Genomic DNA, 25,723 nt, shown 5'->3' on the forward strand with positions numbered 1-25,723 from the left:
GCTACGAAATAACCTGTAGAAAGAATTCCTAATCATAATTACTTTACTCTAAAAAGGGATTAAATTCAACAAAATGTCCCTGTGTAACAAACAATTCTGACAATAACGGATTTCAATATGTGTCCCTAGAATTGTGTCCTACACAGGGAACAACGTACTAATACATTACGTTTCCTACTCTAAAACATAACGTTCCCTGCGCCGTTACTACCGATAGACTCATTGGTTAATACAAGAGGAGTTTATTATTCTTAGGCTACCTAGGAATAAACGAATCATGCATGAATCTAAAGGAATATGGCATTGACGGATTTTGAAGAAGTATTGGAGCAGTTTGACCCGATGATTTCTGCTTGTATTCGAAAGCTAAACATTTATAAGAATCATGAAATCTATCGGCAAGCAGGGAGAATTGCATTATGGAAAGCATGGGTGAAGTTCGATGAGGGTAAGGGGAATTTTGCACCTTATGCTTATCGTTCCATATACGGTGGAATGTTGGATGAGTTGAAAAAAGAGAAGCGTCAGGAAGAGTACACTGACCCTGTGGAGGATGAGAAACTAGCAGTCATGCTAGAAAAATCAATTGTTCTAAGTATAGTGAGTGAGGATTTAGAAAGAGCGATTGAATCCTTGCAAGCACAAGAGCGAGAACTACTGCTATGGATTTTTGTGGAGGGAATCTCGCTCCAGCAGGCAGCGACTCGAGTAGGAATAACGATACCAGGTATTAAAAAGAGACGGGAAAGAATCCTTGTAAAATTGAGAGAGCGAATAGAAACATAAGGTTTTCAAGAGAATCCAAGCCGAGAAAGTAAATTTCGACACTTTCTCGGTATTTATTTAGTAATAGTTTACCACTCGGACAGGAAAAAATGGTGAGGGATAGGACTAAGTTCTAAATATCCTATAAGAAAAAGGGGGAATTAGGAATTATTTTTAAAATATTCAATAAATTTAGTTAATTTAGACTAGTAAGTTCTGAAGTGTTTTGATAGGATAGACATGTATAGAGAGGGGACAAAAAGGGGGAAGTGTGATGAAGAAGGTTAAAGGGAATTCCGAATTGGTTAATCCCGAGACGTTAATGCTAGAATCCGTATTTACTGGGAAGGAAAAGACACGAATCGTGACGACCCATGGTATTTATTATTCAGAAGAGAGTACTTTACATTTGTTGGAAGGCGCGTGTAATCGCTATGCATCGACATTAGAAGGTCGTTTAAAGGCAATAAAAAAATTGATGAATTATTCTGTAAAGACACCTCTGTTGATAGAACCAAATCTTTTCGGTGCTTTTCCAACTATGTCCTATAGACATTTGGAGTGTGTTTGGATATTCAATCACCCTATTCATGTGGAGGAGGTAACCAAAGGAAAGTCAATAATCCATTTTCCAAATGGTCACTCGGTTTTTGTCAATGCTTCCAAGCATGTATTGCTCAAACAACATCAAAGACTACACACCTCGTTAAATATATATGGTATCCACCACCATCGAAAAAAGTAGGGGATAAAGGAACCATAAAGTAACGTTTCAATTGTTTACGTAACTAAAAAGCTAAAGAATAGCATTGAAGGGTACTAAAATTATTGTCTCCTAACTAAATATTTTAAGAGTGTGGCGTCTGAAGATACTTTCAGATGCTTTTTTCTGCATATTATTGCAGTATAGTAAGTTTGTGGAATATTTTCCCTACTGTAGAAAAAATGCTGTAAAAACAAGAGTAATATATGGGTTTATCTGTTAAGATAAATACACATAATTGGAAAAGGTATAAGGTGGTATTGGTATGTTAAGTAAGCTTTTGCGTAAAAGGCAACCAGTAATAACCAGCGATTTAACTAAAAGAAAAGAACTTGCGCAAATAGAACAATTGCCTGCCCATATAGCTGTTATTATGGATGGAAATGGTAGATGGGCAAAAAAACGCTCTTTACCTAGAATTGCTGGACATTATGAGGGGATGCAAACGGTTAGAAAGATAACAAGGTTTGCCAATGATGTCGGGATAAAAACGTTAACGCTGTATGCATTCTCTACGGAAAACTGGAAAAGACCCAAAAAAGAAGTAGATTATCTGATGAGGTTACCAGAAGAATTTATGGGCACCTATTTACCTGAGTTAATCGAGCAAAATGTTCAGGTACAAATGATGGGGAATATCGATCTCCTCCCGGACCATACAAAAAGAGCAATAACAAAAGCAGTAGAAAAAACCTCTGATAATGATGGACTTATATTAAATTTCGCTTTGAATTATGGTAGTCGAGATGAAATTATTCAATCAGTTCAACAAATTGTAAACAAAGTGCAGCTCGGGACCATTTCCTGTGACGATATTACAGAAGAGTTAATCAGTAGTCACTTAATGACAAAAGACTTAACGGAACCAGATTTACTAATCCGTACAAGTGGAGAGATTCGCCTGAGTAATTTCATGCTTTGGCAGCTAGCGTATACGGAATTTTGGTTTACTGATACACTATGGCCTGATTTTGATGAAGCTTGTTTAATGGATGCAATCGAAAGCTATCAAAAAAGAAATCGAAAATATGGTGGACTTAAAGAAGAAGATGTAGAAGAAAAGTAAGAGATTGACAAACTTAATAGAGCAATAGAAACCCCATATCCATGAGTTATATGGGGTTTTGCCATATGAATTATTATTGAAAATGTTCATTTTACATACAATTTAGGTATTCAAATTTCTTCACATAATTGCAACCTTCACAAGCAAAACCAATTTGAACTTTGGTTTCTGGATGCTGATAGTAGATTTCATTCCAACCACATATATCACATTCCATCACATGAAAAATATCTCTAGGTCCGATGATAGTATCAAGTAGTAAAACAAAATCATTTTGCAATAACACACACTCCTTCGTTTTTTATTACTCACTATATCAGTAGGAATAGAAAAATATCGTCGAAACCTTGTAAAGAGTTGAAAATATTTTATACTATATTTTTTTACTGTTCTTTATTCATTGGCAAAGAATTTTGTGTAAACGGAAGATTTAAAATGAAAAAACATTATAATTTAGGCATAGTCTTGTTGTGGATGATTTTAATCTATTTTCTTTTCACAGCAAACTGTATACGAGTCTATTAGGTTAAGTAGCGTGGCTACTATGGTATTTACTAATATATTGGAATTATTTTTTCCAAATCCCGCATTTGAAGAAGAAAGTTTGGAACGGTAACATAGAAATCTTCGCACTCGTATTACCGATGTGGGCAGTGAAGCTTGCATTGTATACTTCTGTCTTCATTGGAAGTTTAGTAGGGATTTATCCGGCATTGAAGGCTGCTAGTATGAAACCTAGTAAGGCTTTGAGGTTTGAGTAGACTTTTGGAAAATTGTAGTATATATGAATAGAATTTGGTGTTAAACTTTTCATAGAATATTAGATTGGAGTGTCGTATTTGATGAAATATTTCATATATCCTGTAGTTTTGTTTGCGTTAGGACTGTTGTCTCCGGATATTTCCTATGCACAGACTGGAAACGATGAATTATCTGGAACAGATAGAGTAATTGTGGAGCTAATAAATGAGGAGGGTCAAGAAGAGATTGAGAGTTTAACTTGGGATGAGTTAGAAAAGATGGAAGATACTCAACAGGTAGAAGTATTAGAACCCGATTATATTCGCTCCATCGGTGTTGTTCAGACTAGTGAAGTGATGGAACCAACATGGTCAGTAAAGCGAATTGGTGTAGAACAGATGAAGAAACAGCTAATATCGAAAAAAAACGATGTAATTGTGGCTATTATTGATACTGGAGTAGACAATACACATCCATTGTTAGATGGTAGAGTGATGGCAGGTTACGATTTTGTAGATAATGACAGAAATCCGATGGACAAGCATATGCACGGAACGCATGTTGCTGGAATTATTGCACAATCCACGCCTGAGAATGTAAAAGTACTCCCTATACGTTCTCTAGATGAAAAGGGAAATGGATATGACACGAACATTGCTAAAGGAATTCACTATGCTGTAGATAATGGTGCTTCTATTATAAATATGAGTTTAGCGGGCGAAAACTATAGCACATATTTGGCAAATGCTATTGAATATGCGATTCAGCACGATGTACTAGTTGTAGTCGCATCAGGAAATAAAGGAATGAGTACGGAAAACTTTTACCCTGCATCCGAAAAAAGAGTAATAGTCGTTTCTGCAACAGATCAACACGATCAGGTAGCGGATTTTAGCAATACGGGTGCGTCGATTGACATTGCTGCTCCTGGTGTAAGTATTCTTTCCAGTATTCCAGGAGGAAAATATGCTCTTATGGATGGAACGTCAATGGCTGCACCTCATATTAGCGCTGTGTCATCCATGATAAAACTAGATGACCCGACTCGAACTATTCAAGAAATAGAAAAGTTACTCAAACAATATGTAGATGATAAAGGTGCAACTAACTGGGACTCACTTTATGGAGAAGGAATTGTTAATGTTTCTTCCTATGAAAAGCATTCTCTCATCCAGCAAACACTTGCATCGGCAAATTATATCAACTTACCAAAATACACAAACGTTCCACTTAACAAAAAGTGGACAATCAATTTTAATCGTATACTCACCGACACTAAAATCATTTCTGTAGCTCTATACTCAGATGAACAAGAAGAACCCATTAAGGTTTCTTTTACAAAAGGTACAGCTAAGTTAATGGTTACACCCATTACTAATTTTGAACCAAACGCTCCCTATTTGCTCGACATTAGAGTTGTTGGTGGCGATCGATACCTGATGAATTTCCAAACAGGTTCCATGTAGAGTAGCTGTACCAAACGAATAGAAACCATATTGACCGAAGGTGATCAAAATGGTTTCTTTTTCGATTAATAATAACTTTTCTATAAGTCTTTCTTTAAGTAGTAGTGCTTGTAGTCTCTTCCTACGTTATCTAAACTACCAAAGACTTCGTATCCATTTTTTTCATAAAACCCCAATGCTTGAAAGCTTAAAGTATCTAACTTTATAAAATCACATTCTTTTTCCCTTGCTATCTTCTCCATTTCTACTAATAATTTTGTTCCAAATCCTGATTTCCGTATATCTTCATCAATCATAAAAATATGGATTTCTAGCCAATTCCAACATACTTCAGCTAATATTCCACCCCGTACATTCCCATTATCATCTTTCAGATATAAATTAATTTCTTCGTATCTTCCTCTTAAATCTTCTGGAAAGTATTTTAAATTAAACTTATACAGCTCCTCATTAATATATTGTTTATCTGTTTTGTTTGTTTCTCTAGAAATATGTAAGTTCATAAGTGATTTCTCCTTCTATATTATGGAATAGGAAAGGTATGGAATTGGAATACTGAATTTTCACTTAATTGTTGGTAGGGATACTTTGTCAACCCAATCCTGAATGAATCGCTCTTGATGTGTATTCAAATTAGGTAGGTCATGACGGGGAAAAAAACGATGTTCATGACTTTCATCAGTTTTATGAAGTAACTCCCCTGTAAAGCTATATGTATGAAAAATAATCTGAACGCTGAAAATTTTATCGCCATTTTGATACTCTGTAAATCCTTCGTCACCTGAATAAAGACCAAACAATTGTAATTGTTCAACTGTTAATCCTGTTTCTTCAAGTGTTTCTCGAATAGCAGTTTCAAGAAACGTTTCTCCAGGCTCCATAACCCCACCCGGAATTCCCCATACATCCTGATCTGTACGATGTTGCAGTAAAATCTGATCCTTATGCTCAATAATAATCCCGCAACCTACTGTCATTAGCATTTCATTACCGATTAACGCCCGAATTGTTTGTATGTAACTCATTATTGCCTCCATAATCTTATGTTTTGATGAATAAATAGCATTCTAGAGACGAGGTCCTCCTTAGAAAACTATTTCTTTAATAATAGGTTCGACAAATAAAACGTGTAATCCTTCTTACTATAAGTTTATCTGGTGCTATATGGTTTCTGGCACGTCCACCATATTTAAAATAAGACTATAGTTTCTCATTGTGAAATATCTTGATTTCAAAACTTCTTTTGACTTTACTATGTAAGTAACTTACCATTTATGTAGAGCTTTTTTAATAAAGGAGGTATATATGATTAAGGAATGGAATTTATTACGAGCAGTTACATGTTTATGTATTGTTTTTTTACATAGCACAACGCAAACGGCTTCAATTGTTTCTTATCCCGAAATCGAGTACTATCAATTTTTTCGAATTCTTTTGTGTTTCGCAACCCCAACATTCATCGTTTTGTCGGTTATTATATTAGCCAATAGGTATTCTGAAAAATTACCAAGCAACTTCTGGGAAAGTAGATTTAAGTTTATTTTTCTACCATTTCTCTCTTTCGCATTAATAGATGCGTTAGTCGTTTCATATTCTACAAATACTGGTACATATTTTGCGGTGAAACTACTAAAAAATATAATGACAGGTTCCTTTGAAGGATGGTTTATCCTTGTTATATTCCAATTTTACTTTTTACATTTTCTTGTAACAAAATATAAAGTGTCGATGGCTTGGTTGGTTCCTGCAAGTATTTTAATAATGTTATGGTACTTAAACTGGATGGAAAATAATCCAGATATATTCTTAGATTTCAACTATATACTCAAATTACCCTTTCTAGCTTGGGTGGGTTATTTTGCATTAGGTTATATAATTGGAAAGAATTATACAGTTATTTCCCAAAAACTATTTAAGCATAGATGGGCAACATTGTTATACATAGGTGTATCTTTTTCGCTTGTTTTTCTTTCTTATGAAGCTGGAAATACTCTAGTTTATTCACGTAGATTTGATTTATTTCCATTTGTTTTATCGGTAACCTGTGCGCTGATTGCTTGGGGCCAGGCTATTCCTAACTTTAAAGTAGTGAAAATGCTTAATGACAATGCTTTTGGAATTTTCCTTGTTCACTGGCAAGTTCAGGTATTTTTAGCACCAATTACGGCAAATTACTTCCAACACACAAGTACCCGAGTTGTGGCATTGTTTATATTCTCTTTATTGATATCTTTAATCGTTATCAGATTAATCTCGCTACTACCTTTTGGAGAATATATTGTAGGAAAAACAAAGAAAAAAGCTCAAAATGATATCAAACTAGAACCGATTACAACATAAAGAAAGTCAGCAATCTTTTCAAATAAATTTAAGTGCTATAACTGCTACCAAGCGGTATAATATTCACTAGGTGATAAATATGAAAACAATCTCAATCTTAATACCAGCTTACAATGAGGAGCAGGTACTACATACTTTGATCAACCGATTAGATGCAGTAACAAGTGGACTGCCAAATTATCAATTTGAGTATTTATTCGTTAATGATGGCAGTACGGATAATACCCTATTTTTGTTAAAACAATTGGTGAATCATAGAAATGATATATCATATGTGAATCTTTCTCGGAATTTTGGAAAAGAGGTGGCGATGCTTGCTGGGTTTGACCATACAAAGGGACAAGCAGTTATTATTATTGATGCAGACCTACAAGACCCTCCAGAGCTCATCCCTGAAATGATTAGCTATTGGGAACAAGGCTATGATGATGTGTTTGCAAAGCGTCGTAGTAGAGCAGGGGAATCTTGGTTTAAAAAATGGTCCTCTTCCAGGTACTATAAGATATTGGAGACCCTTTCAAATATCCCAGTACAGCGCGACACAGGGGATTTTCGTTTGTTAGATCGTCGTTGTATTGATGCATTACAACAGTTACGCGAAGGTCAGCGGTACACTAAAGGTATGTATAGCTGGATTGGCTTTAACAAAAAGGAAATTCTTTTCGACCGTGATCCACGTGCAGCAGGGGAAACTAAATGGAATTATGGAAAACTTTTTAATCTGGCCATCGATGGAATTACATCTTCAACGATTGCGCCACTTCGCTTCTCTTCGTTGTTGGGTGTAATAATTTCTGTAGCGGCATTCTTCTTCATGATTATCGTTGTTATTCGTGCGTTTTTATATGGTGATCCTGTACCTGGATATCCATCTCTTATGGCAGTAATTCTATTTTTAGGTGGTATTCAGCTTTTATCATTAGGGATTATTGGAGAATATTTAGGGAAGGTTTTCTATGAGACTAAAGACCGACCTGTGTATTTTGTAGAAGAATATGTTTCCACTATCAAAAAAGATGATTCGGCTGAATAAGCTGGAATCATCTTTTTAATATTTTTCGGGATAGTAAAAAAGTAAATGGAATTGTAACTACGGAAGCAATAAGAGCACCGATTCGATCATCCACCCCAAAATATGTAGAAAGTATATATAGTACAATTGTCGATATAATTATTTGGACGATATATGTCAAAGGAAATCGGAAAAATTTTCGCCATGTAGGTTTTGTATTATATGTAAAGTAGGAGTTCAAATAAAATGATCCTATCATACTTATGACAAAAGCTATCCAGTGGGAAGGCAAAAAATGCCAATCTATAACCTGAGAAAATAGTAAGTACCACCCATAATAATGAAGCGTATTTAAAACTCCAACAATTATAAACTTCATTAACTCATTACGCATTTCAAAACCTCCATAAAGTGTATTGTACCTTAAACTATACTGTATCGTAAACTTTGCTAAAAAAAGGGTCATGTACCTAGAGGATTTTAGTTAAAAGGTAACTATGATTCGCTAGTATTCGACAGTACACTTAAAAGAGTACATTAGAAATGGGGGAAACGATGAAAAATTCACTAAAAATAATGGGAGCATTTCTCATCATGCTCCTCATCTGGAATAGTTATACGAATGTGACCAAAGCCTCTACTTTTCGTGAAGTATATACCGTGAACAGTGCATCCGGAGTTATTTTAAGAGAAGCTCCATCGACTGGTTCTACGTCACTTCATCACATGACTTACGGGACATCTGGAACTGTTTTTTCTGTAGAAAATGGTTGGGCTCGAATTCAAGTCGACGGTATAACAGGTTATGCGCCAGTTAGCTTTTTGAAAAAAGCAGTAGGGAACATAAAAATAGCAAGCTCTAAGGGTGGCGTTATTGTTCGAGAATCTGCAAGTGCAACCAGCAAGAATCTTGCAACACTTCAATATAAAATGATTGTCGAAGAATTTTCCGCTGAAAATGGATGGTCATTCGTTCAATACGGCAATATTACTGGATATGTTGCCTCTAACTTTATCGGGAAGCCAACTACTTATCCAGCTACAGTGACCTCTAAAAGTGGCGTAGTCGTGAAGAACATTGCGAGTTCGAGTGGTGCAAGTATTGGGGCACTAACAAATGGAAAGAATGTTTTAGTCCATTCAGAGTTAGCAGGTTGGGCATATGTGACTGCTGGAGATATGAGAGGGTATGTAGTAGCGAGCTTTCTTTCAAAGGGAACAGCTGCACCAATCACTAGCAATATAGTAAATCCCAAGCAGATCATTACACATCAAAAAATGACGACTTATTTACAACAGATCGCAGCAAAATATCCAAGCTTCACAGAACTAAAACAAATAGGAGCATCTGTAGAAAAGCGTCCCATTTATGCAATCCGTATAGGAAATGGTAAAAAAGAAGTATTATTTGATGCTTCCGTTCATGCAAGAGAACATATGACAACAAATGTTTTGCTCGAAATGATCGACACATATAGTGCACACTATGCGGCGGGTAGTTCTTACCAGGGATACAATGTTAAATCTGTTTTGGACAAGACAGCAATCTGGTTTGTGCCAATGGTCAATCCTGACGGGGTAACACTTGTCCAATTGGGAGCAAATGCAGTAGCAAACAAGTCAAATGTCCTTGCTATTAATGGAAGCAGTAACTTTAACCGTTGGAAGTCCAATATTCGCGGCGTTGACTTAAATGATAATTTTGACTCGAGATGGTCTAAAATTAACAATTCTAGACCAGGCCCTTCCTATATGCAATATAGAGGTCCTCGTGCATTTAGTGAGCCAGAAGCACAGGCATTAGGAAATTTCATGACTAGTAGACCTTTTAAAACGAATATCTCTTATCATTCATCTGGTCAAATTATGTATTGGTTTAATTATCAAAAAACAGCAGAGCTTAATAGAGATAAAGCTTTAGCCAACCAATTATCACAAATCACTGGATATAAGGTAATGCCTCCGCAATACCTTCCAGGTTCGGGAGCATCTGGTGATTACTTTATCCAAGAAACTGGGATGCCAGGTATCGTCCTCGAAATTTCACCATATGCAGGTGACAACCCTGTACCTTTAAGTAGATGGGATCGTATATGGACCGAAAATTCTAAGATTGGTTTATATATCGCAAATGAAGCATCTAAAAGATAGTCCTTTTACCTACAAATCGACATGATTTGTAGGTTTTTTTACATTTGAAACAATAATCAACATCACCTAGTTTACATACCTTATAAAAGGGGTACTCAGTTGCTAATGGTACAATGTAAAGTAGGGTGGGGAAAAAATGAGGAGTATGTTAGTTAAAATGGTGTTGGGATGTTCGTTAAGTTTAGTTTTCTTTTTTCCTAATATTGCTCTTAGTAGTTCAGGGGAGACAACAGAGACAAATAGAGTAATAGTAGAAATAACAGATAAAGAAGGAAATAAAGAAACAAAAAGCATTCCTGTAGATGAAGTTCAACCAAAATCAACCTTTAGGATATCCTCTTCTATGAGAGATCAGATAAACATTCTGCAACCAGATTATATACGAACAATTGATATGGCTCAAACAACAGATAAATATACTAAATCATGGTCGGTTAACCGGGTGGGAACAGAATGGATGAAATCAAAGATTGCTTCAAATGATGAAGAAGTAATCGTTGCTGTTATTGATACGGGGGTGGATTATACCCATTCCTTCCTAAAAGAGAGAATGATAGACGGTTATGACTTTGTTGATAATGACTCGGATCCAATGGATGAGCATTTCCATGGTACGCATGTCGCTGGAATTATAGTAGAATCAACAACAGCTAATATCAAAATTATGCCAATCCGTGCGCTCAATCATTCTGGCAATGGCTATGATTCAAATATAGCTAAAGGTATCCATTTCGCTGTGGATAATGGTGCATCTATCGTGAACATGAGCTTCCAAGGAAATGAATATTCCGAGCATTTAGCACAAGCAATTGACTACGCACTTTCTAAAAATGTACTAGTCGTCGTATCATCTGGAAATCTTAGTGATGATACAGCTAATTACTATCCTGCTTCCGAAGAGAAAATATTAGTTGTATCCGCAACTGACCAAACTGATCAAATTGCTAGTTTTAGTAACACCGGTCAATCCATTGACATATCAGCACCTGGCGTCAGTGTCGTTTCCAGTGTGCCAGGAGAAAAGTATGCCGCCTTGCATGGCACATCTATGGCCGCTCCATATGTGAGTGGTGTCGCAGCTATGCTAATGTTAGAAGCACCAACTAGTTCGATAAAAGAAATTGAAAAAACGTTAAAAACTTATGTTGACGATAAAGGTGTTACAAACTGGGATCCATTATATGGTGAAGGTATCCTTAATGTCTCTAATTATAAAAAGTATTCCCTAATATCGAGCGCGGTTAGTGCAAGTGATTATATTAATCTTCCCGAACATTCCAATGTTCCATTAGATAAGACGTGGACCATATTGTTTAACCAAGTATTCTCGGACGACTCAACGATTGCTGTTAAACTATACACTGAGAACTATGAGATTCCTATAAAGCTCACACCAAACTTAGCTAACAAAAAAATAATGGTAGCTCCTATCGAGAACTATCAAGCTAACACGGATTATCTATTAGAAATTCAAGTGAAAAATGGAGATAGATATTTGATGAGATTTACAACAAAATAACTCTTTTTAGACTTGTAGATACGTTAAAATTATCTACAAGTCTATTTTTGTGTCGAGGAATTGTGTTGGTAGTTGGAGGAGATTATGTTTTGGTTGAATTAGTTTAGGAGGTGGTTGGATGTTGTTGTATGGTGGATAGAAGAATTTATGTGTCAGTTGGTAGAAGTTATGTGGTAGCCAGTTGCTGTTTAAAACATTGAATAAGCCGCCACAAGGGCGGCGGCTTATTCAATGTAATTTTATATTCACTTGTTTTCTAAATATCTGCGGGCGCCTGCATAATTTCTTTTATATGCCCCAGCATTCATCGATTCAATTTTCACCTTGGATGAAGCATTCGGAGCATGAAGCATTTTACCTGACCCAACGTATAAACCAACATGATAGACTTTTCCTTTACCACTGGCTCCTGCAAAAAATACTAAATCCCCAGGTTGTAAATTCTTTTTAGATACAGCAGTTCCTTTTGTTGCCTGATAAAAGGAGTCGCGTGGGATAAGGATTCCATGGTTTTTATAGACAGCATAAATAATTCCTGAGCAGTCAAAGCCATATGCCGATGTGCCAGCCCATAAGTAAGGAAGGTCTAGAAATCTTTTTGCTTCATTAACAATATCCTTTTGAGATGGTTTTGGAATGGCAGCGTAATTTTTATATGTTTTAGCATCTTTTTTACTTAATAATTTGACTATATTTCCTGGTGTTTGCACGTAAAACCACTTTTCATCTTCTTTAATAATTGGGAGAATAGTAGAGTAACTGATATCCATAAACTTTTTCTTTTCTGCGTTATTATTATACAAAGTTGCCACCTTTGAAGTTACAATTGCAATGGAACAATTAGTATAGTTGGTCGTTGTAGATTTAATATGTGTTTTAGGAACCCAACCTGGATATCCTTCTTTTTGATAAGGTACATATTGATCTTTTATAGCGACACGAACCCAATTGCCCGTACTTTTAAGAACTGTTACTTCGTCTCCATATAGAGCCTGTGTATCTGTCTTTCCGACAAGCCACCATTTTTGTGATAGACTCATATCTTTTGTCCATTTCTTTATATCTACAGGGATTGAAGTGGAAGGTCTATCTACTTTTCTAGACATATTAGGTTTATTCCAAAGAGAGGTTACGGAAACATTTACTTTGAAAGTCTCTTTTTTACTTGGCTCTTCACACGATTTTGGAACAGGCACAGGAACCGGAACCGGAACAGGCTCTGGAACGGGTTCAGGAGATGGGGCAGGCTTACTTAAATCTTTTCGAAAAACAGGATTTAGTATTCTTGCTAAAAATACTACGTAATTAGATTTCGTTGTTAGCGAATCAGGTTTGAATGTATTATCTGGGTAGCCAGTTGTTATTTTGTTTGCGATAAGGGCTTGAATAGACTCATTGGCCCAATGAGAAGAATCGACATCTTGGAAAGAGAGAGTTGTTGTGCCAGTGAGCTTAAAGGCATTAGTTAAAATAATAGCCATCTGTCCACGGGTTAAAGGATCGTTTGGCTTAAATTCACCTGCTGCGTTGCCACTCATAATTTGCTCATCAACAATTGCTGCTATTAAAGGGAAATACTCATCTGTTGGATTTACATCAACAAAATCAGGAGTTGGTCTATTTTCTAGGTTAATCGCAAGGGCATTTATTAGGATTTCTACTGCTTGTATACGGGTAATAGAGGTATCTCCACCGAAGTCCGTAGTAGGATCAGATGTAAGTATTCCTTTTTCTATAAGATAGGTAATCTCAGCTATAATAGGGGAGTCTTCCGGAATATCTTTAAAAACTGGAGCAGCCAAAGTAATTGTTGGCAATAAGAATAATGTGAAAGCTAAGATTAAAATGGTGACTTTTTTGGACATAATTACCTCCTGAATGTTAAATAGTGTGCAAATAGTATATGGTTAAACATTATTACCTAGAACAATTTAATTACAAATAAATAGGACAATAATAATGGGTAAATTCCAGTAAATTTAATACTAACTGTAAATTTAGAAAAGTCAATTTATTTTTATTGGGATAATAGTAGGTAAAAAGGATAAGTATTTTACGCTATTTGGCCAAAATATAAAACTTTGTGTAACCTATTAGGTTGAAATGCGTTGTTAATGATGAGAGACTTCTTGTAGACTGATAGATTAGGAGGGGAAGTATATGAAGAAGTTAATGTTGATTTTAAGCTTTATATTAGTGTTAGGATTTTCATCTATTGTTCAAGCCGCAGGATTCCAAGATGTGCAAACGAGTCATCCATTTTATAAGCATATCAATTACCTATATGACGAGGGCATTGTAAATGGTGTGGATGCAGATCATTACAAGCCAAGTAATTTTGTGACGAGAAGCCAAGCTGCATTAATGGTAGCTCGAGCTTTGAACTTGAACTTAACGGCTAAGAATACTATTTTTACTGATGTAGGGGATGATTACCATGCATCTGGTGCTATTCAATCTGCAGCTGATGCAGGTATTATTAACGGATATCCTGATGGAACTTTTAAACCGAATAATTATGTAACAAGAGGTCAGATGGCTAGTTTTATCGCACGCGCATTTGAGATGGAGGAAGAGGCACTACCATTTGCGGATGTCCCCCTGAATTCTTCTGCATATTCGGATATTCGAAAAGCCACTGCATTTGGAGTAGTTAGTGGCTATGCGAATGGGGAGTTTAGACCGAACAATTCAGTAACTCGTGCACATTTTGCTGGGTTTTTGGCAAGAGCGTTGAATGATGATTTACGTTTGACGGCAGATACCTGTGGATATGATCCAAATATTAAATCAAACCCAGATCGTCAAACGATGAACTGCTTGCTTACAACTGCAGCTAGAAATGCTGAAGTGCCAATTCCAGCGGAAATCGTTAAGGGGATAGCTTCCGTAGAGAGTAATGGATGGATTCATTTCCAATCTAATGGTGAGCCAATTATAAGTAGCGATGGCGGTATTGGGTTAATGCAAATTACGAGTACAGCAGGTTATGACGTGGAACGTATAAAATATGATTTAGTATATAATATTGATACTGCTATCGATATGCTTGGAAAAAATTATAAAAGAAGCAGTTTGCCAAAAATAGAGAATGCTAAACCAGAAGATTTAGAGGGATGGTATTTTGCGATAATGGCATACAATGGGACGAAAGCAGTCAATAGTCCGGTCTATCAGGCAACCGGAAAAAGAAATACAAACGCATATCAAGAACGAGTCTATCAAACTATGGAGAAAAATGGATTATTAGAAACGAGTATTGACTTGTTAGATTTCAAAAAAGAAGACTTTATTTACGCGGAGGAAACAAACAATATAGAATTTGTTAAGAAATCATATCCATTAACTTCAAGCACCCTTACTACTGAGGAGTATGGAAATGGAGATAAAGTAAAATACAATGGATCAGGTCTTCGCAGTTCACCAAGTACTCAGTCGCCACTGACCTCGATTACAAAAGGTTCTGTAGTAACTATCATAGGTTCACCGGTATTTGATGAAAACAAAAATTCTACTAATCATTTTGTTTGGTATCCAGTCCAAACAGTTATAAATGGAAAAAGTGTAACTGGGTATATTGCTTCTCCGTACATTGTAAAGTAGCTTAAAACCGATTCCTTTCTTTGGGAATCGGTTTTTTTCTATGTTCTCCCCAGAAATTTTGCAATTCCTCACATAATTACACCTAATCACCACATAAACCTAATGTTTCAAATATACTTCTGCCTATTAACGTAATAGTAGTTTTTTAAATTTACGAATTAATTACACTATTTACTTATTATCTTTGTTACAATTGTGTTGGTTTAATATTCCAAGTTGAGAAAGAAGGAAATTATTTTATGTGGAAAAAAGTTTCAGCATCAGCACTTGCGTTATCGCTTACAGTAGGGGGATTTGCGAATGTTGACTATGCTTCTGCGGCAAAAAGTCCAGATGTTACACGTGGTGATTATGTAAAAACAATGATCGACGCTATGGGTATAGAGTTAGGTACTGGTAAATCCGTTAAATTTAATGATGTTCCTGATTCGTTAAAGCCCTACATTGAGAAAGCGCTGGAGTTAAAGCTTATAACTGGAAAGTCTGCGACTGTTTTCGCTCCAGATGAAAAGCTAACTCGTGAGCATGCATTTATTATTGCAACAAGAGCTATTGAAACAGATAAAACTTTTTCGGAGAATTTGTTAAACAAATTTACAGATAAAAATAAAATTAAGGTATCCAATCATAGTGAAATTGCAAAGGCAATTGGATTAGGATTCTTAAATGGATATCCAGATAAAACTGTAAGACCTTCTAATATTGTTAGTAAACATGAAATGAATAATATATTAAAACGCTTCTTGACAGAATATAAAAAGTCTCCATCTACTGTTTCGTTAAGAATCTTAGGAACTTCTGACATTCATACGAACATCGTAAACTATGACTACTATAAGGATACTGATTCTAATAGTTTAGGCCTTGCAAAAACTGCTACGCTTATTAAGAATGCTCGTTCAGAAAATAGCAATTCGTTACTTTTCGATAACGGAGATGCAATTCAAGGAACTCCACTCGGTTCGTACAAGCAAGCTGTAGATAAATTAGTAGATGGGGAAGAACATCCATCTGTAACGGCAATGGAACTACTTCAATATGATGGTGCTACATTCGGAAACCATGAGTTTAACTACGGTTTGGACTATTTAGATGAAGTAATGGATGATGCCAATTTCCCATATGTAAATGCAAATGTTCGTGATGCAGCAACGGGTAAATTAGCTTATGAGCCATATGTGTTAATTGACAAAGAAGTAGTTGACTCTAAAGGGAAGAAATCTATTATTCAAGTTGGAGTAACAGGTATCGTACCACCTCAAATTCTAAAATGGGACAAGTCTCACTTAGAAGGAAAAGTAAAGGTAGACGATTCAGTACAAGCAGTAGAAGCAATTGTTCCTGAGATGAAAAAAGCAGGAGCAGACGTAATTGTAGTTCTTTCCCATTCAGGTCTTGGAGATACCAAGCATGAGGTTGGCGAAGAGGATGTTACGTATCTTCTGACGAAAGTTAAAGACGTTGATGCTATTATTACAGGACATGCGCACCAAGTATTCCCTGGTAAAGTGGATGCATCTTTAACTAATGTGGATATCGAAAACGGCACTATTAATGGTATTCCAGTTGTTATGCCTGGTAAATTCGGTAGTCATTTAGGTGTAATCGATCTAGATCTAGTGAAAAAAGGTAACGAATGGGAAGTAAAACAATCTAAAGCGGAAGTTCGCACTATCGCTAAAGATTCAACGGATGTTGATAAAACAGTTGTAGACGCTGTAAAAGAAGCACATGAAGGAACGATTAAATATGTACGTCAAGCCGTAGGAACAACTACAGCTGATATTCATAGTTACTTCTCACAAGTACAAGATGATCCATCGATTCAAATCGTAACAAATGCGCAAACGCAGTACGTAAAAGCTAAACTAAAAGGTACAGCTAATGAGAAATTGCCAGTCCTTTCAGCAGGTGCGCCATTTAAAGCAGGAACAAGAAGCGATCCTGAGTACTACACATATGTACCAAAAGGCGAGCTAGCAATTAAAAACGTAGCTGACTTATATTTATACGACAACACTGTAGCAACGGTTAAAGTAACTGGAGCAGATGTTAAAGAATGGTTGGAAATGTCTGCGGGTCAATTTAACCAAATTGATGCAACCAAAACTGGCGACCAACAGCTGATCAATACAGACTTCCGCTCATACAACTATGACGTAATTGATGGGGTAACCTACGAAATTGATGTGACGAAACCAGCAAAATACGATGCAGATGGAAATCTAGTAAATGACAAATCATCACGTATTACAAATTTACAATACGATGGTAAACCAATTGACTTAAAACAAGAATTCATCGTTGCAACAAATAACTACCGTGCAAATGGAACATTCCCAGGCGTACGAAATGCAACAGCAATTGAAATCTACCCAGATGAAAACCGTCAAACAATTATCGACTACATTCTTGCAGAGAAAACAATCGATCCATCTGCTGACGGCAACTGGAAATTCGCAGCACTACCAGGTAACGCAACAATCGTATTCGAATCCTCTAAACAAGCAGAAAAAGTAATCCCTGCTGACGGCAATATTAAGTATGTAGGTGAAGGTACGGATGGTTTTGGGAAGTATTCTATTAAGTGACCCTGTGTAGCACACAATTCTGATATTTAACTGTAGTATGCACACTCTCTAGGTTTTCTCTGGAGGGTGTGTTTTTTTGTGTCCCTGTGCAGTTGAATATTCAGAAAACTATAGACAGTTATTTCGCTTTTTATTACACTAAGAATGTAGACTGCTATAATCTCTTATCCATTCTCTGCTTTCTCTACCCTCGAAATTTGTCCCTGTGCACAAAACAATTCAATGAAAAGTGAGGTATTTTATTCCATTGACTAGAAGAAGAAATTTAAATCCGGATTCTTACTACCATGTTGTTATGCGAGGAAATAATCGACAGCCAATATTCGGAACTCACCGAGATATGTTAGAACTTATGAGAATCTTCGAACGTGTCCACGATCAATACGCCTTCCATCTGCTAGCCTATTGTTTTATGACAAACCACTATCATTTATTGATAAAAACAGAAAGTGCTTCACTTAGCAAAATCATGGGGCTCATCAATCGGAGGTATACATATTTCTACTCGAAAAGGTATGACCATGTAGGTAGAATATATGAGCGTCGTTATTTTGCAAAAGAAGTGAAATCATATCCAGGTTTACTTGCAGTTAGTAAGTACATCCATCGGAACCCCATTAATACAAAGGAACCGCTCGTTGGTAGAATAGAATGGTATCCGTATAGTTCTTATCCTTACTACTTCAATGAAAGTAAAAAGCCCCCAAGATATCTTCAGACACATATACTAAAAGAATATCTACCATCCCCATATAAAAATACAAATCAAGCGTACTGTGATTTTTGCAATATTGTCCCTGTGCAGCAAACAATTAGATAACATTATCCCTGTGCATGAAACAATTGCGAATAGTTTCTTGCACAGGGACAAGACACTAAACCGTATATTCGATATTCCAACAATGTTAGACATTGACTTGTATATCCCTCAAATCTATGATTATGATAGATATGCAATATTCAATCAGTCACCTGGAACTACATTCTGAAGTAGAAGGGCGGAAATGGTTAATGATTACAAATAATTTTTATTCACAAGAAAATGTAGGACCTTTCGAAGTTTATAATTTAGGAGATTTTGAATTAGAAGAGGGTGGAATCATACCAGATTTGAAATTGGCTTATAACACGCATGGCGAGTTAAACAGTACAAAAGATAATGTGATTGTGATACCTACTTGGTTTTCTGGCACAAGTAAAGATTATGAAACTTATATTGGTGTAGACAGAGCAATAAATCCGAATGAATATTTTATCATTGTCATTAATCAAATAGGTAATGGCGTTTCCAGTTCCCCTCATAATAGCCCGGAGCCGATCGCAATGGCGAATTTTCCTAAAGTACGAATTGGGGACGATGTGCGAGCGCAACATAAATTCATTACTGAAAAGTATGGAATTAAAGAAATTGCTTTAGTCGTTGGTGGATCCATGGGTGCTCAACAAACGTATGAATGGGCAGTTCGATATCCGGATATGGTCAAACGAGCAGCGCCAATTGCTGGGACTGCTAAAAATACCGTGCATGATTTCTTATTTACGAAAACATTAAATGATGCAATTACGTCTGATCCAGGTTGGAATGGTGGAAACTATTCAACGCATTTAGAAGTGGCAGATGGATTAAAAAGGCATGCAGATATTTGGGCAGTGCTTGGACTTAGTACAGAATTTTATAGTCAGGAAAAATGGAAGCTGTTCGGTGTGGACTCGGTAGAAGTATTCACAGAAGGTTTTCTACAGCCTTTATTTCAAAGTTTAGATCCTAATTCACTCCTAACGATGGGCTGGAAATGGCAACGAGGCGACGTCAGTCGAAATACAGGAGGCAACCTGGAAGAAGCACTTGGGCGCATAAAAGCTAAAGTGTTCGTCATGCCAATTAACGAAGATATGTTTTTCCCTGTAAGAGATTGTGAAGCAGAGCAAAAACTAATCCCAAACAGTGAACTAAAAGTGATCAATAGTATTTGCGGCCACTTCGGACTTTTTGGAGGAGAAGGAGCAGATTACCATAACCAAATAGATGACTATTTAAATGAGCTTCTTGCTATAAATGTGGTAGAGCCCATTTTAGAATAGTGAAATGTCCCTGTTTAAGAACCGATTATGAATTGTTTCTTGCACAGGGCTAAATTTTATGTAACAGGAATTTCATGTTTTGTATACACTATAGACACATAACTATGTAGATAAGGACAATGGTATATAATACAATAGTTTTATAGAGGAGTGATTAATTTGAAAGACAAAGGTACTGTTTATATTCCAGAGAACCCAGTTTCGCGATTCTTATTTAGCGATACTCGTTCTGCGGTTATTTGGTTAATTATCCGACTTTATGTCGGTTATACATGGTTGACAGCAGGTTGGGGAAAATTAAACAATGATGCTTGGACAGGGGAAAATGCTGGAGCTGCAATTACGGGCTTTGTGAAGGGTGCACTTGCAAAATCACAAGAAGGCGCAGATGTGGCTGGATGGTATGCAACTTTCTTGGAAAACACCGTACTACCGAATGCCAAGTTGTTTTCGTTCGTAGTAGCAATTGGAGAAGTATTGGTAGGATTAGGATTAGTGTTCGGCTTACTTACTGGTATCGCAGCCTTTTTCGGTGCTCTCATGAACGTCAGTTTTCTGTTTGCTGGAACGCTTAGTGCTAATCCATTGCTATTCATCTTAGCCACTTGGTTAGTACTTGCTTGGAAAGTAGCAGGATGGTACGGATTGGATCGCTGGGCACTGCCATTATTAGGTACGCCTTGGAATAGTAAAAAGAAAAGTGCACCGCCTAAATAGGTAATTAAATAAAAATCCCGCAGAAAAACTTCGTGTTCATTACTAACAATGGGTTGGAAATGGCAACGTGGCGACGTCAGTCGAAATACAGGAGACAGTCTAGAAGAAGCACTTGGGCGAATAAAAGCAAAAGTGTTTGTTATGCCTATTAGCGAAGATATGTTTTTTACAGTTTTGTGAAGCCGAGCAAAAAATGATTCCAAACAGTGAGTTAAAAATAGTTAATAGTGTTTGCGGTCATTTCGGTCTTTCTGGAGTAGATGGAGCGGATTACCATAGACAAATAGATAATTATTTAAATGAACTTTTGTCTATCAATGTGGTAGAACCAGTTTGATTTTTTTGTCCCTGTGTAAGAAATAATTCTATTAAATTAGCCCTCAGGAATTTACTTCTTGAGGGCTAATTTGTATGGAAATTAAATAGTAAGCTGTCCCTGTGTAAGAAACAATTGCAAATTGTTTCTTACACAGGGACAGCATATCATGTTCAAACTTGAACGAGCATATAGTACAAAAAGCAACAAAGGGGAAAATATATTGAATCGTAAAATACTTGATAAACAAGCGATTTTGCTTAATATTACAGCAAAAGATTGGGAGGATGCTGTACGTATTTGTGGGAATTTACTTGTGCAAACGGGAAAAGTGGGAACAACTTATGTGGAGGCAATGATTCGTAATATACATGAGCTTGGACCATATATTCTAATAGCACCTAGTGTTGCTATGCCTCATGCACGTCCGGAAGATGGCGTGATTAAAGAAGGTATTAGTGTTGTCGTTTTAAAAGAGGAAATCGCATTTGAAAACGGCAAAGAGTTTAAGGTATTAATAGGCTTGGCTGCTTTAAATAGTAAGTCGCATATTGACATTTTACAAAAAATTGCGGAGGTGATTTCTCAAGCAAAGTCTATTGAGCGTTTAAAAAATGCAACTAGGTATGATGAAATTCTTCGTTTATTCAATGAAAAAGAGGAGCATGAGTCGTGAAAATACTAGCAGTTTGTGGAATGGGTTTTGGATCTAGCATGATGTTAAAAATGACAATTGAAAAAATATTAAAGGAGAAAGGTATTACTGCGGATGTAGAGACTGCCGATTTTACTACAGCATCGAGTATATATGCAGATTTTATATTCACTAATGAAGAATTTGCTAAACAATTGGAGGGGGGAAAAGTAAAGGTTGTTAGTGTGAAAAATATTGCGGATTTAAATGAAGTAAGAGGTGCATTGGAGTCAGTATTAAACACATAAGGGGGATAGCGTATGGCTTTTTTTGAATTCTTAATGAATGAAATTTTAAGCATTCCTGCTGTGTTGGTTGGTTTAATGGTATTTATCGGACTCGTTGCTCAGCGTGCCGCTGCGACGAAAGTGATGTCTGGGACGCTTAAGAGTATTATTGGTTTCCTTATACTGGGTGCTGGTGCCGGGGTCATTGTAGGTTCTTTAGATTCGTTAGGTGGAATTATTGATGAAGCTTTCCATATTCAAGGGGTAATACCGAATAATGAAGCGATTGTTGCTATCGCTCAGCAAATGTTCGGTACGGAAACAGCACTTATAATGGGATTTGGATTTATTGCAAATATATTATTTGCCCGTTTTACACCATGGAAGTATATCTTTTTAACGGGACATCATACATTCTTTATGGCAGCTTTGTTATCTGCTGTGTTAGGAACTACTGGGATGGATGGAGCTACTCTGGTTATTGTAGGTTCCTTATTATTAGGGTTTTTCATGGTAGCGATGCCTGCACTTGGTCAACCGTTTATGAGGCAAGTTACTGGAAATGACGATATTGCAATTGGTCATTTTGGGACGTTTGGTTATATTGCTGCCGGCTTTATTGGGAAATGGTTTGGCAATAAATCAAAATCTACTGAGGATATTGTAATCTCTGAGAAATGGTCATTTTTGAAGGATTCCTTAATCACTACTGCTTTAACAATGGTAGCTATTTTCATCATTTTAGCGGTTCTAGCAGGTTCTGATGTGGTGTCTAATTTCTCTGGAGACCAAAACTATATTATGTTCAGTATTATGCAAGGTATTATGTTCGCTGCTGGGTTAAGTATTATTTTACTCGGAGTCCGTATGATTCTAAATGAAATCGTACCAGCATTTAAAGGTATTGCAGATAAGCTTGTTCCGGGGGCAAAACCTGCACTAGATATACCGATAGTATTCCCATATGCTCCAACTGCTGTAATGATTGGGTTCCTTTTCAGTTTTGCTGGAGGGCTTATTAGTATGGCGTTGTTAGGTGTATTGTCATTGCCTCTGATCATTCCTGGTCTTGTTCCTCATTTCTTTACTGGAGCGGGTGCGGGAGTATTTGGTAATGCAACAGGCGGTCGAATTGGTGCTGCTGCAGGTGGATTTGTAAATGGTGTTTTAATCAGCTTCTTGCCAGCGTTTTTACTACCTGTGTTAGGAGAACTTGGTTTTGCTAATACAACATTTGGTGATTCTGATTTTGGTGTAATCGGTATTATTATTGGATACATTGCAAGTCTATTTAACTAAAATTAAAGGTAGCCTTCTTTCGATTGGGAGAAGGTTACCTAATTTTATGAGGAGAGGTATTTTATTGATAGAGTCGATTGAACAACTAAGATTGACAGCTACTGTGCTGAGAAAAAGGATATTATCTACTGCTTATTATAAAAAACAGGGCCATGTTGGTGGTTCCTTATCTTGTGCAGATATTTTAGTTAGTTTATTTTTTCATCAATTATCTATTGATCCTTCTAATCCAAGATGGGAAGATAGAGACCGCTTTGTGTTATCAAAGGGGCACACGGCATTGGGGTTATATGCAACATTGGCACTGAGAGGATACATTTCCGAAGAGGAACTTAAAACCTTCGATCAATTCGAGTCACGTTTACAGGCACACCCGGATATGACCAAGTTAGATGCGTTAGATATGTCGACAGGTTCCTTGGGACAGGGATTATCAGCTGCGGTTGGTATGGCAATAGGTGCGAAAAGGTTAAAGAAAGATTTTCATGTGTATTGTTTGATAGGCGACGGAGAATCGCAGGAAGGTCAAGTTTGGGAAGCTGCAAATATTGCTGAAAAGTATAAGTTAGATAACCTCATTGTTATTATGGATCAAAACGGGCTGCAGCAATATGGTTGGAAAAATGGCCATGACAGAATGAATCCAGAGAGTAACGGAAGAAGGAAGTTTGCCAGTTTTGGATTTGAAACATGGGAAGTAGATGGACATAGTATAGAAGATTTAGTTGCTGTGCTGGACGAGGTGAAGGGTAGGGGGAAGGGTCAACCTAAAGCAATTATTGCTAATACGACAAAGGGTAAAGGTGTTCGTTTTATGGAGAATAATTATGTTTGGCATTCTAAAGCGCCTAATGATGAGGAGTATATTACAGCGCTAACTGAACTAGAAGGGGGGGATTAACGGAATGTCCATAAGTGTCCGCGACCAATTTGGAAAGCAATTAGCGAAGTTAGCAAAAGCGGATTCTAGAGTTCTTGCACTTGATGGAGATCTTGGAAATTCAACTCGTCTCGATTCTATAGAGAAGGAAACAGCCGATTCCTTTTTACAGATGGGGATTGCGGAACAAAATATGGTAGGGGTAGCAGCTGGTCTAGCTTCGGTAGGATTTCAGCCTTGGGTGTGCAGCTTTGCCACTTTTTTAACCAAAAGAGCATTAGACCAAATTATAGTCAGTGTTGCCCAGACTAATTTTGATGTGAAGCTAGTTGGCAGCTATAGCGGATTGCTAACAAGCAACACTGGTAAAACGCATCATTCCTTAGATGATATCGCGATCATGACGACAATCCCAAATATGACTGTCATAGCTCCAGGCGATGCTAGGGAAACGGTTGCTGCTATGAAAGCTATGCATAGAACAGTGGGACCTATGTATTTAAGGCTTACTAGGGATGAAACGATTCCTTCCTTTTTACCTGATGAAGACTTTGAAATTGGAAAAGGTAAATCTTTGGCGGAAGGTACGGATATGTTAGTAGTAACTACCGGGAGTACTACTTATCGTGTTGCCGAGGCTATTAAACAAATGGAAGACGTTTCGATTGCTCATCAACATTTCCCAACCCTAAAACCATTTGATAAAGAGCTGTTAATAGAAGGAGCTAGAAAAGTTCGTCAAGTAGTAACGGTGGAAGAGCATTATAAACGTGGTGGTCTCGGAAGTATTGTTTCGGAGATATTGTCAGAAAGCTTACCAAGGAAGATTTACAGAATTGGAGTTCCCGACAATTTTTTTGGTTGTGGAACAGATGAAGAATTATTAGAGGCAACCGGGCTTTCGGTGGAAGCTATTAGGAAGTCGTTGATTGACTTGTCCCTGTGTAAGAAACAATTTTGAATTGTTTCTTACACAGGGATGTTTTTTATTAAAATGTAAATTTTGGTGGGTTAATTGGGTCTAATTATGGGTAAATGAAAGTAGTGAAGAGCCATGGGTACTTCGACATTCATAAAAAGTAACATATTGTTCAAATAGCTTTGTAGAGAAAGTTTACAAATTAGATGTTTCAAAATATTACTAGTCTATTAAGTTTTAACGACAATCACAAATCTAGCCAGAGTTTAATATAAAATGTAGCTAATTACCATTTAGACCCTTAGGAGGAAAAGACATGACAGCAATTGAATTAAATGATGAATTTAAAAAAATATTAGAATACGGATACATCTTAGGAAACGAAAATAAAACGATCAAAGCAAACGAGTTTATCGATGAGATGTCAGCTCAATTAAAAGTTTTATTTGAAAGAACAAAAGAATAATGATCCTGTGTAACAAACAATTTTGATAAATACTAGTTTCATAAACCAATTAAGAAAATCGCCCTCAAGACTTCCGAGTTTGAGGGCGATTTTTACTTAATGAGAG

The 25,723-nt window shown here is 36.7% G+C and carries 25 protein-coding genes; 20 read left to right on the forward strand and 5 right to left on the reverse strand.

Annotation, left to right across the window (positions count from 1 at the left end; all coding sequences use genetic code 11):
• The first annotated feature begins 303 nt into the window (after positions 1-303).
• The 3 genes from MKX39_RS03795 (at position 304) to MKX39_RS03805 (ending at position 2,594) form a co-directional block, all read left to right on the forward strand.
• On the forward strand, positions 304-786 hold the full coding sequence (locus MKX39_RS03795; protein WP_340768381.1) for a sigma-70 family RNA polymerase sigma factor: 483 nt from the start codon (positions 304-306) through the stop codon (positions 784-786).
• A 253-nt stretch (positions 787-1,039) separates the two neighbouring features.
• Positions 1,040-1,510, forward strand: coding sequence for a competence protein ComK (locus tag MKX39_RS03800; RefSeq protein ID WP_340768382.1), 471 nt, complete (start codon positions 1,040-1,042; stop codon positions 1,508-1,510).
• 283 nt (positions 1,511-1,793) lie between these two features.
• Positions 1,794-2,594: an isoprenyl transferase gene (locus MKX39_RS03805; protein WP_340768383.1), complete on the forward strand. Its 801-nt coding sequence runs from the start codon at positions 1,794-1,796 to the stop codon at positions 2,592-2,594.
• A gap of 91 nt (positions 2,595-2,685) precedes the next feature.
• On the opposite strand, the gene MKX39_RS03810 is transcribed toward MKX39_RS03805, so the two are convergent.
• Complete coding sequence (locus tag MKX39_RS03810) at positions 2,686-2,880, reverse strand: acyltransferase (protein ID WP_340768385.1); 195 nt, start codon at positions 2,878-2,880, stop codon at positions 2,686-2,688.
• Between the two features lie 556 nt (positions 2,881-3,436).
• Between MKX39_RS03810 and MKX39_RS03815 the strand changes: the two genes are divergently transcribed.
• Positions 3,437-4,801, forward strand: coding sequence for a S8 family serine peptidase (locus MKX39_RS03815; RefSeq protein ID WP_340768387.1), 1,365 nt, complete (start codon positions 3,437-3,439; stop codon positions 4,799-4,801).
• An 80-nt stretch (positions 4,802-4,881) separates the two neighbouring features.
• Here MKX39_RS03815 and MKX39_RS03820 read toward each other — a convergent pair whose 3' ends face one another.
• Both MKX39_RS03820 and MKX39_RS03825 read right to left on the reverse strand, forming a co-directional pair.
• Complete coding sequence (locus MKX39_RS03820) at positions 4,882-5,304, reverse strand: GNAT family N-acetyltransferase (protein WP_340768388.1); 423 nt, start codon at positions 5,302-5,304, stop codon at positions 4,882-4,884.
• A 60-nt stretch (positions 5,305-5,364) separates the two neighbouring features.
• Complete coding sequence (locus MKX39_RS03825) at positions 5,365-5,826, reverse strand: NUDIX hydrolase (RefSeq protein WP_340768389.1); 462 nt, start codon at positions 5,824-5,826, stop codon at positions 5,365-5,367.
• Positions 5,827-6,106: 280 nt separating this feature from the next.
• Here MKX39_RS03825 and MKX39_RS03830 point away from each other — a divergent pair, with 280 nt between their 5' ends.
• On the forward strand, positions 6,107-7,141 hold the full coding sequence (locus MKX39_RS03830; RefSeq protein ID WP_340768390.1) for an acyltransferase family protein: 1,035 nt from the start codon (positions 6,107-6,109) through the stop codon (positions 7,139-7,141).
• A 79-nt stretch (positions 7,142-7,220) separates the two neighbouring features.
• Positions 7,221-8,174 carry a glycosyltransferase family 2 protein gene (locus MKX39_RS03835; RefSeq protein WP_340768391.1) on the forward strand — a complete coding sequence of 318 codons (954 nt, stop codon included), beginning with the start codon at positions 7,221-7,223 and terminating at the stop codon, positions 8,172-8,174.
• 7 nt (positions 8,175-8,181) lie between these two features.
• Here MKX39_RS03835 and MKX39_RS03840 read toward each other — a convergent pair whose 3' ends face one another.
• Entirely contained in the window at positions 8,182-8,547 is a 366-nt protein-coding gene (locus MKX39_RS03840; protein WP_340768392.1) for a GtrA family protein, read from the reverse strand.
• A 161-nt stretch (positions 8,548-8,708) separates the two neighbouring features.
• Between MKX39_RS03840 and MKX39_RS03845 the strand changes: the two genes are divergently transcribed.
• Positions 8,709-10,304 carry a M14 family zinc carboxypeptidase gene (locus MKX39_RS03845; RefSeq protein ID WP_340768393.1) on the forward strand — a complete coding sequence of 532 codons (1,596 nt, stop codon included), beginning with the start codon at positions 8,709-8,711 and terminating at the stop codon, positions 10,302-10,304.
• Positions 10,305-10,440: 136 nt separating this feature from the next.
• Positions 10,441-11,823, forward strand: a complete 1,383-nt coding sequence (locus tag MKX39_RS03850) for a S8 family peptidase (protein WP_340768394.1) — start codon at positions 10,441-10,443, stop codon at positions 11,821-11,823.
• Positions 11,824-12,068: 245 nt separating this feature from the next.
• Here the strand turns inward: MKX39_RS03850 and MKX39_RS03855 are convergent, their stop codons facing one another.
• On the reverse strand, positions 12,069-13,688 hold the full coding sequence (locus tag MKX39_RS03855; RefSeq protein ID WP_340768395.1) for an S-layer homology domain-containing protein: 1,620 nt from the start codon (positions 13,686-13,688) through the stop codon (positions 12,069-12,071).
• 295 nt (positions 13,689-13,983) lie between these two features.
• On the opposite strand from MKX39_RS03855, the gene MKX39_RS03860 reads away from it, so the two are divergent.
• From MKX39_RS03860 to MKX39_RS03915, 12 genes are all read left to right on the forward strand, one after another.
• A complete protein-coding gene (locus MKX39_RS03860; RefSeq protein WP_340768397.1) occupies positions 13,984-15,426 on the forward strand; it encodes an S-layer homology domain-containing protein in 1,443 nt (480 codons plus the stop codon).
• 239 nt (positions 15,427-15,665) lie between these two features.
• Positions 15,666-18,017, forward strand: coding sequence for a bifunctional 2',3'-cyclic-nucleotide 2'-phosphodiesterase/3'-nucleotidase (locus tag MKX39_RS03865; RefSeq protein ID WP_340768399.1), 2,352 nt, complete (start codon positions 15,666-15,668; stop codon positions 18,015-18,017).
• 247 nt (positions 18,018-18,264) lie between these two features.
• On the forward strand, positions 18,265-18,837 hold the full coding sequence (locus tag MKX39_RS03870; protein ID WP_340768400.1) for a transposase: 573 nt from the start codon (positions 18,265-18,267) through the stop codon (positions 18,835-18,837).
• Positions 18,838-19,028: 191 nt separating this feature from the next.
• On the forward strand, positions 19,029-20,099 hold the full coding sequence (locus tag MKX39_RS03875; protein WP_340768401.1) for an alpha/beta fold hydrolase: 1,071 nt from the start codon (positions 19,029-19,031) through the stop codon (positions 20,097-20,099).
• A 159-nt stretch (positions 20,100-20,258) separates the two neighbouring features.
• Positions 20,259-20,816 (forward strand): DoxX family protein, encoded by a 558-nt coding sequence (locus MKX39_RS03880; RefSeq protein WP_419958056.1) that lies wholly within the window; start codon positions 20,259-20,261, stop codon positions 20,814-20,816.
• Positions 20,817-21,009: 193 nt separating this feature from the next.
• Positions 21,010-21,153 (forward strand): hypothetical protein, encoded by a 144-nt coding sequence (locus MKX39_RS03885; RefSeq protein ID WP_340768402.1) that lies wholly within the window; start codon positions 21,010-21,012, stop codon positions 21,151-21,153.
• Positions 21,154-21,355: 202 nt separating this feature from the next.
• Entirely contained in the window at positions 21,356-21,808 is a 453-nt protein-coding gene (locus MKX39_RS03890) for a PTS sugar transporter subunit IIA (protein WP_340768404.1), read from the forward strand.
• Positions 21,805-22,074, forward strand: a complete 270-nt coding sequence (locus MKX39_RS03895) for a PTS sugar transporter subunit IIB (RefSeq protein ID WP_093537172.1) — start codon at positions 21,805-21,807, stop codon at positions 22,072-22,074. Before MKX39_RS03890 ends, MKX39_RS03895 begins: the two co-directional genes overlap by 4 nt.
• Before the next feature lie 12 nt (positions 22,075-22,086).
• The gene (locus MKX39_RS03900) at positions 22,087-23,352 is read left to right on the forward strand and encodes a PTS ascorbate transporter subunit IIC (protein ID WP_340768406.1); all 1,266 of its coding nucleotides are present in this window, start codon (positions 22,087-22,089) and stop codon (positions 23,350-23,352) included.
• A gap of 64 nt (positions 23,353-23,416) precedes the next feature.
• Entirely contained in the window at positions 23,417-24,253 is an 837-nt protein-coding gene (locus MKX39_RS03905) for a transketolase (RefSeq protein WP_340768408.1), read from the forward strand.
• Positions 24,254-24,257: 4 nt separating this feature from the next.
• Positions 24,258-25,193 carry a transketolase family protein gene (locus tag MKX39_RS03910; RefSeq protein ID WP_340768409.1) on the forward strand — a complete coding sequence of 312 codons (936 nt, stop codon included), beginning with the start codon at positions 24,258-24,260 and terminating at the stop codon, positions 25,191-25,193.
• A gap of 274 nt (positions 25,194-25,467) precedes the next feature.
• Positions 25,468-25,617 carry a hypothetical protein gene (locus MKX39_RS03915; protein WP_340768410.1) on the forward strand — a complete coding sequence of 50 codons (150 nt, stop codon included), beginning with the start codon at positions 25,468-25,470 and terminating at the stop codon, positions 25,615-25,617.
• Positions 25,618-25,723: the final 106 nt, after the last annotated feature.

The organism is Psychrobacillus sp. FSL K6-1464, assembly GCF_038003145.1.
GTDB classification, from domain to species: domain Bacteria; phylum Bacillota; class Bacilli; order Bacillales_A; family Planococcaceae; genus Psychrobacillus; species Psychrobacillus psychrotolerans.

What these genes read in the sequence shown, in the direction of transcription:
- MKX39_RS03800 (WP_340768382.1), top strand. Translation starts at nt 1,040, where the DNA reads ATGAAGAAGGTTAAAGGGAATTCCGAATTGGTTAATCCCGAGACGTTA.
- MKX39_RS03805 (WP_340768383.1), top strand. Translation starts at nt 1,794, where the DNA reads ATGTTAAGTAAGCTTTTGCGTAAAAGGCAACCAGTAATAACCAGCGAT.
- MKX39_RS03815 (WP_340768387.1), top strand. Translation starts at nt 3,437, where the DNA reads ATGAAATATTTCATATATCCTGTAGTTTTGTTTGCGTTAGGACTGTTG.
- MKX39_RS03820 (WP_340768388.1), bottom strand. Translation starts at nt 5,304, where the DNA reads ATGAACTTACATATTTCTAGAGAAACAAACAAAACAGATAAACAATAT.
- MKX39_RS03825 (WP_340768389.1), bottom strand. Translation starts at nt 5,826, where the DNA reads ATGAGTTACATACAAACAATTCGGGCGTTAATCGGTAATGAAATGCTA.
- MKX39_RS03830 (WP_340768390.1), top strand. Translation starts at nt 6,107, where the DNA reads ATGATTAAGGAATGGAATTTATTACGAGCAGTTACATGTTTATGTATT.
- MKX39_RS03835 (WP_340768391.1), top strand. Translation starts at nt 7,221, where the DNA reads ATGAAAACAATCTCAATCTTAATACCAGCTTACAATGAGGAGCAGGTA.
- MKX39_RS03840 (WP_340768392.1), bottom strand. Translation starts at nt 8,547, where the DNA reads ATGCGTAATGAGTTAATGAAGTTTATAATTGTTGGAGTTTTAAATACG.
- MKX39_RS03845 (WP_340768393.1), top strand. Translation starts at nt 8,709, where the DNA reads ATGAAAAATTCACTAAAAATAATGGGAGCATTTCTCATCATGCTCCTC.
- MKX39_RS03850 (WP_340768394.1), top strand. Translation starts at nt 10,441, where the DNA reads ATGAGGAGTATGTTAGTTAAAATGGTGTTGGGATGTTCGTTAAGTTTA.
- MKX39_RS03855 (WP_340768395.1), bottom strand. Translation starts at nt 13,688, where the DNA reads ATGTCCAAAAAAGTCACCATTTTAATCTTAGCTTTCACATTATTCTTA.
- MKX39_RS03860 (WP_340768397.1), top strand. Translation starts at nt 13,984, where the DNA reads ATGAAGAAGTTAATGTTGATTTTAAGCTTTATATTAGTGTTAGGATTT.
- MKX39_RS03865 (WP_340768399.1), top strand. Translation starts at nt 15,666, where the DNA reads ATGTGGAAAAAAGTTTCAGCATCAGCACTTGCGTTATCGCTTACAGTA.
- MKX39_RS03875 (WP_340768401.1), top strand. Translation starts at nt 19,029, where the DNA reads ATGATTACAAATAATTTTTATTCACAAGAAAATGTAGGACCTTTCGAA.
- MKX39_RS03885 (WP_340768402.1), top strand. Translation starts at nt 21,010, where the DNA reads ATGATTCCAAACAGTGAGTTAAAAATAGTTAATAGTGTTTGCGGTCAT.
- MKX39_RS03900 (WP_340768406.1), top strand. Translation starts at nt 22,087, where the DNA reads ATGGCTTTTTTTGAATTCTTAATGAATGAAATTTTAAGCATTCCTGCT.
- MKX39_RS03910 (WP_340768409.1), top strand. Translation starts at nt 24,258, where the DNA reads ATGTCCATAAGTGTCCGCGACCAATTTGGAAAGCAATTAGCGAAGTTA.
- MKX39_RS03915 (WP_340768410.1), top strand. Translation starts at nt 25,468, where the DNA reads ATGACAGCAATTGAATTAAATGATGAATTTAAAAAAATATTAGAATAC.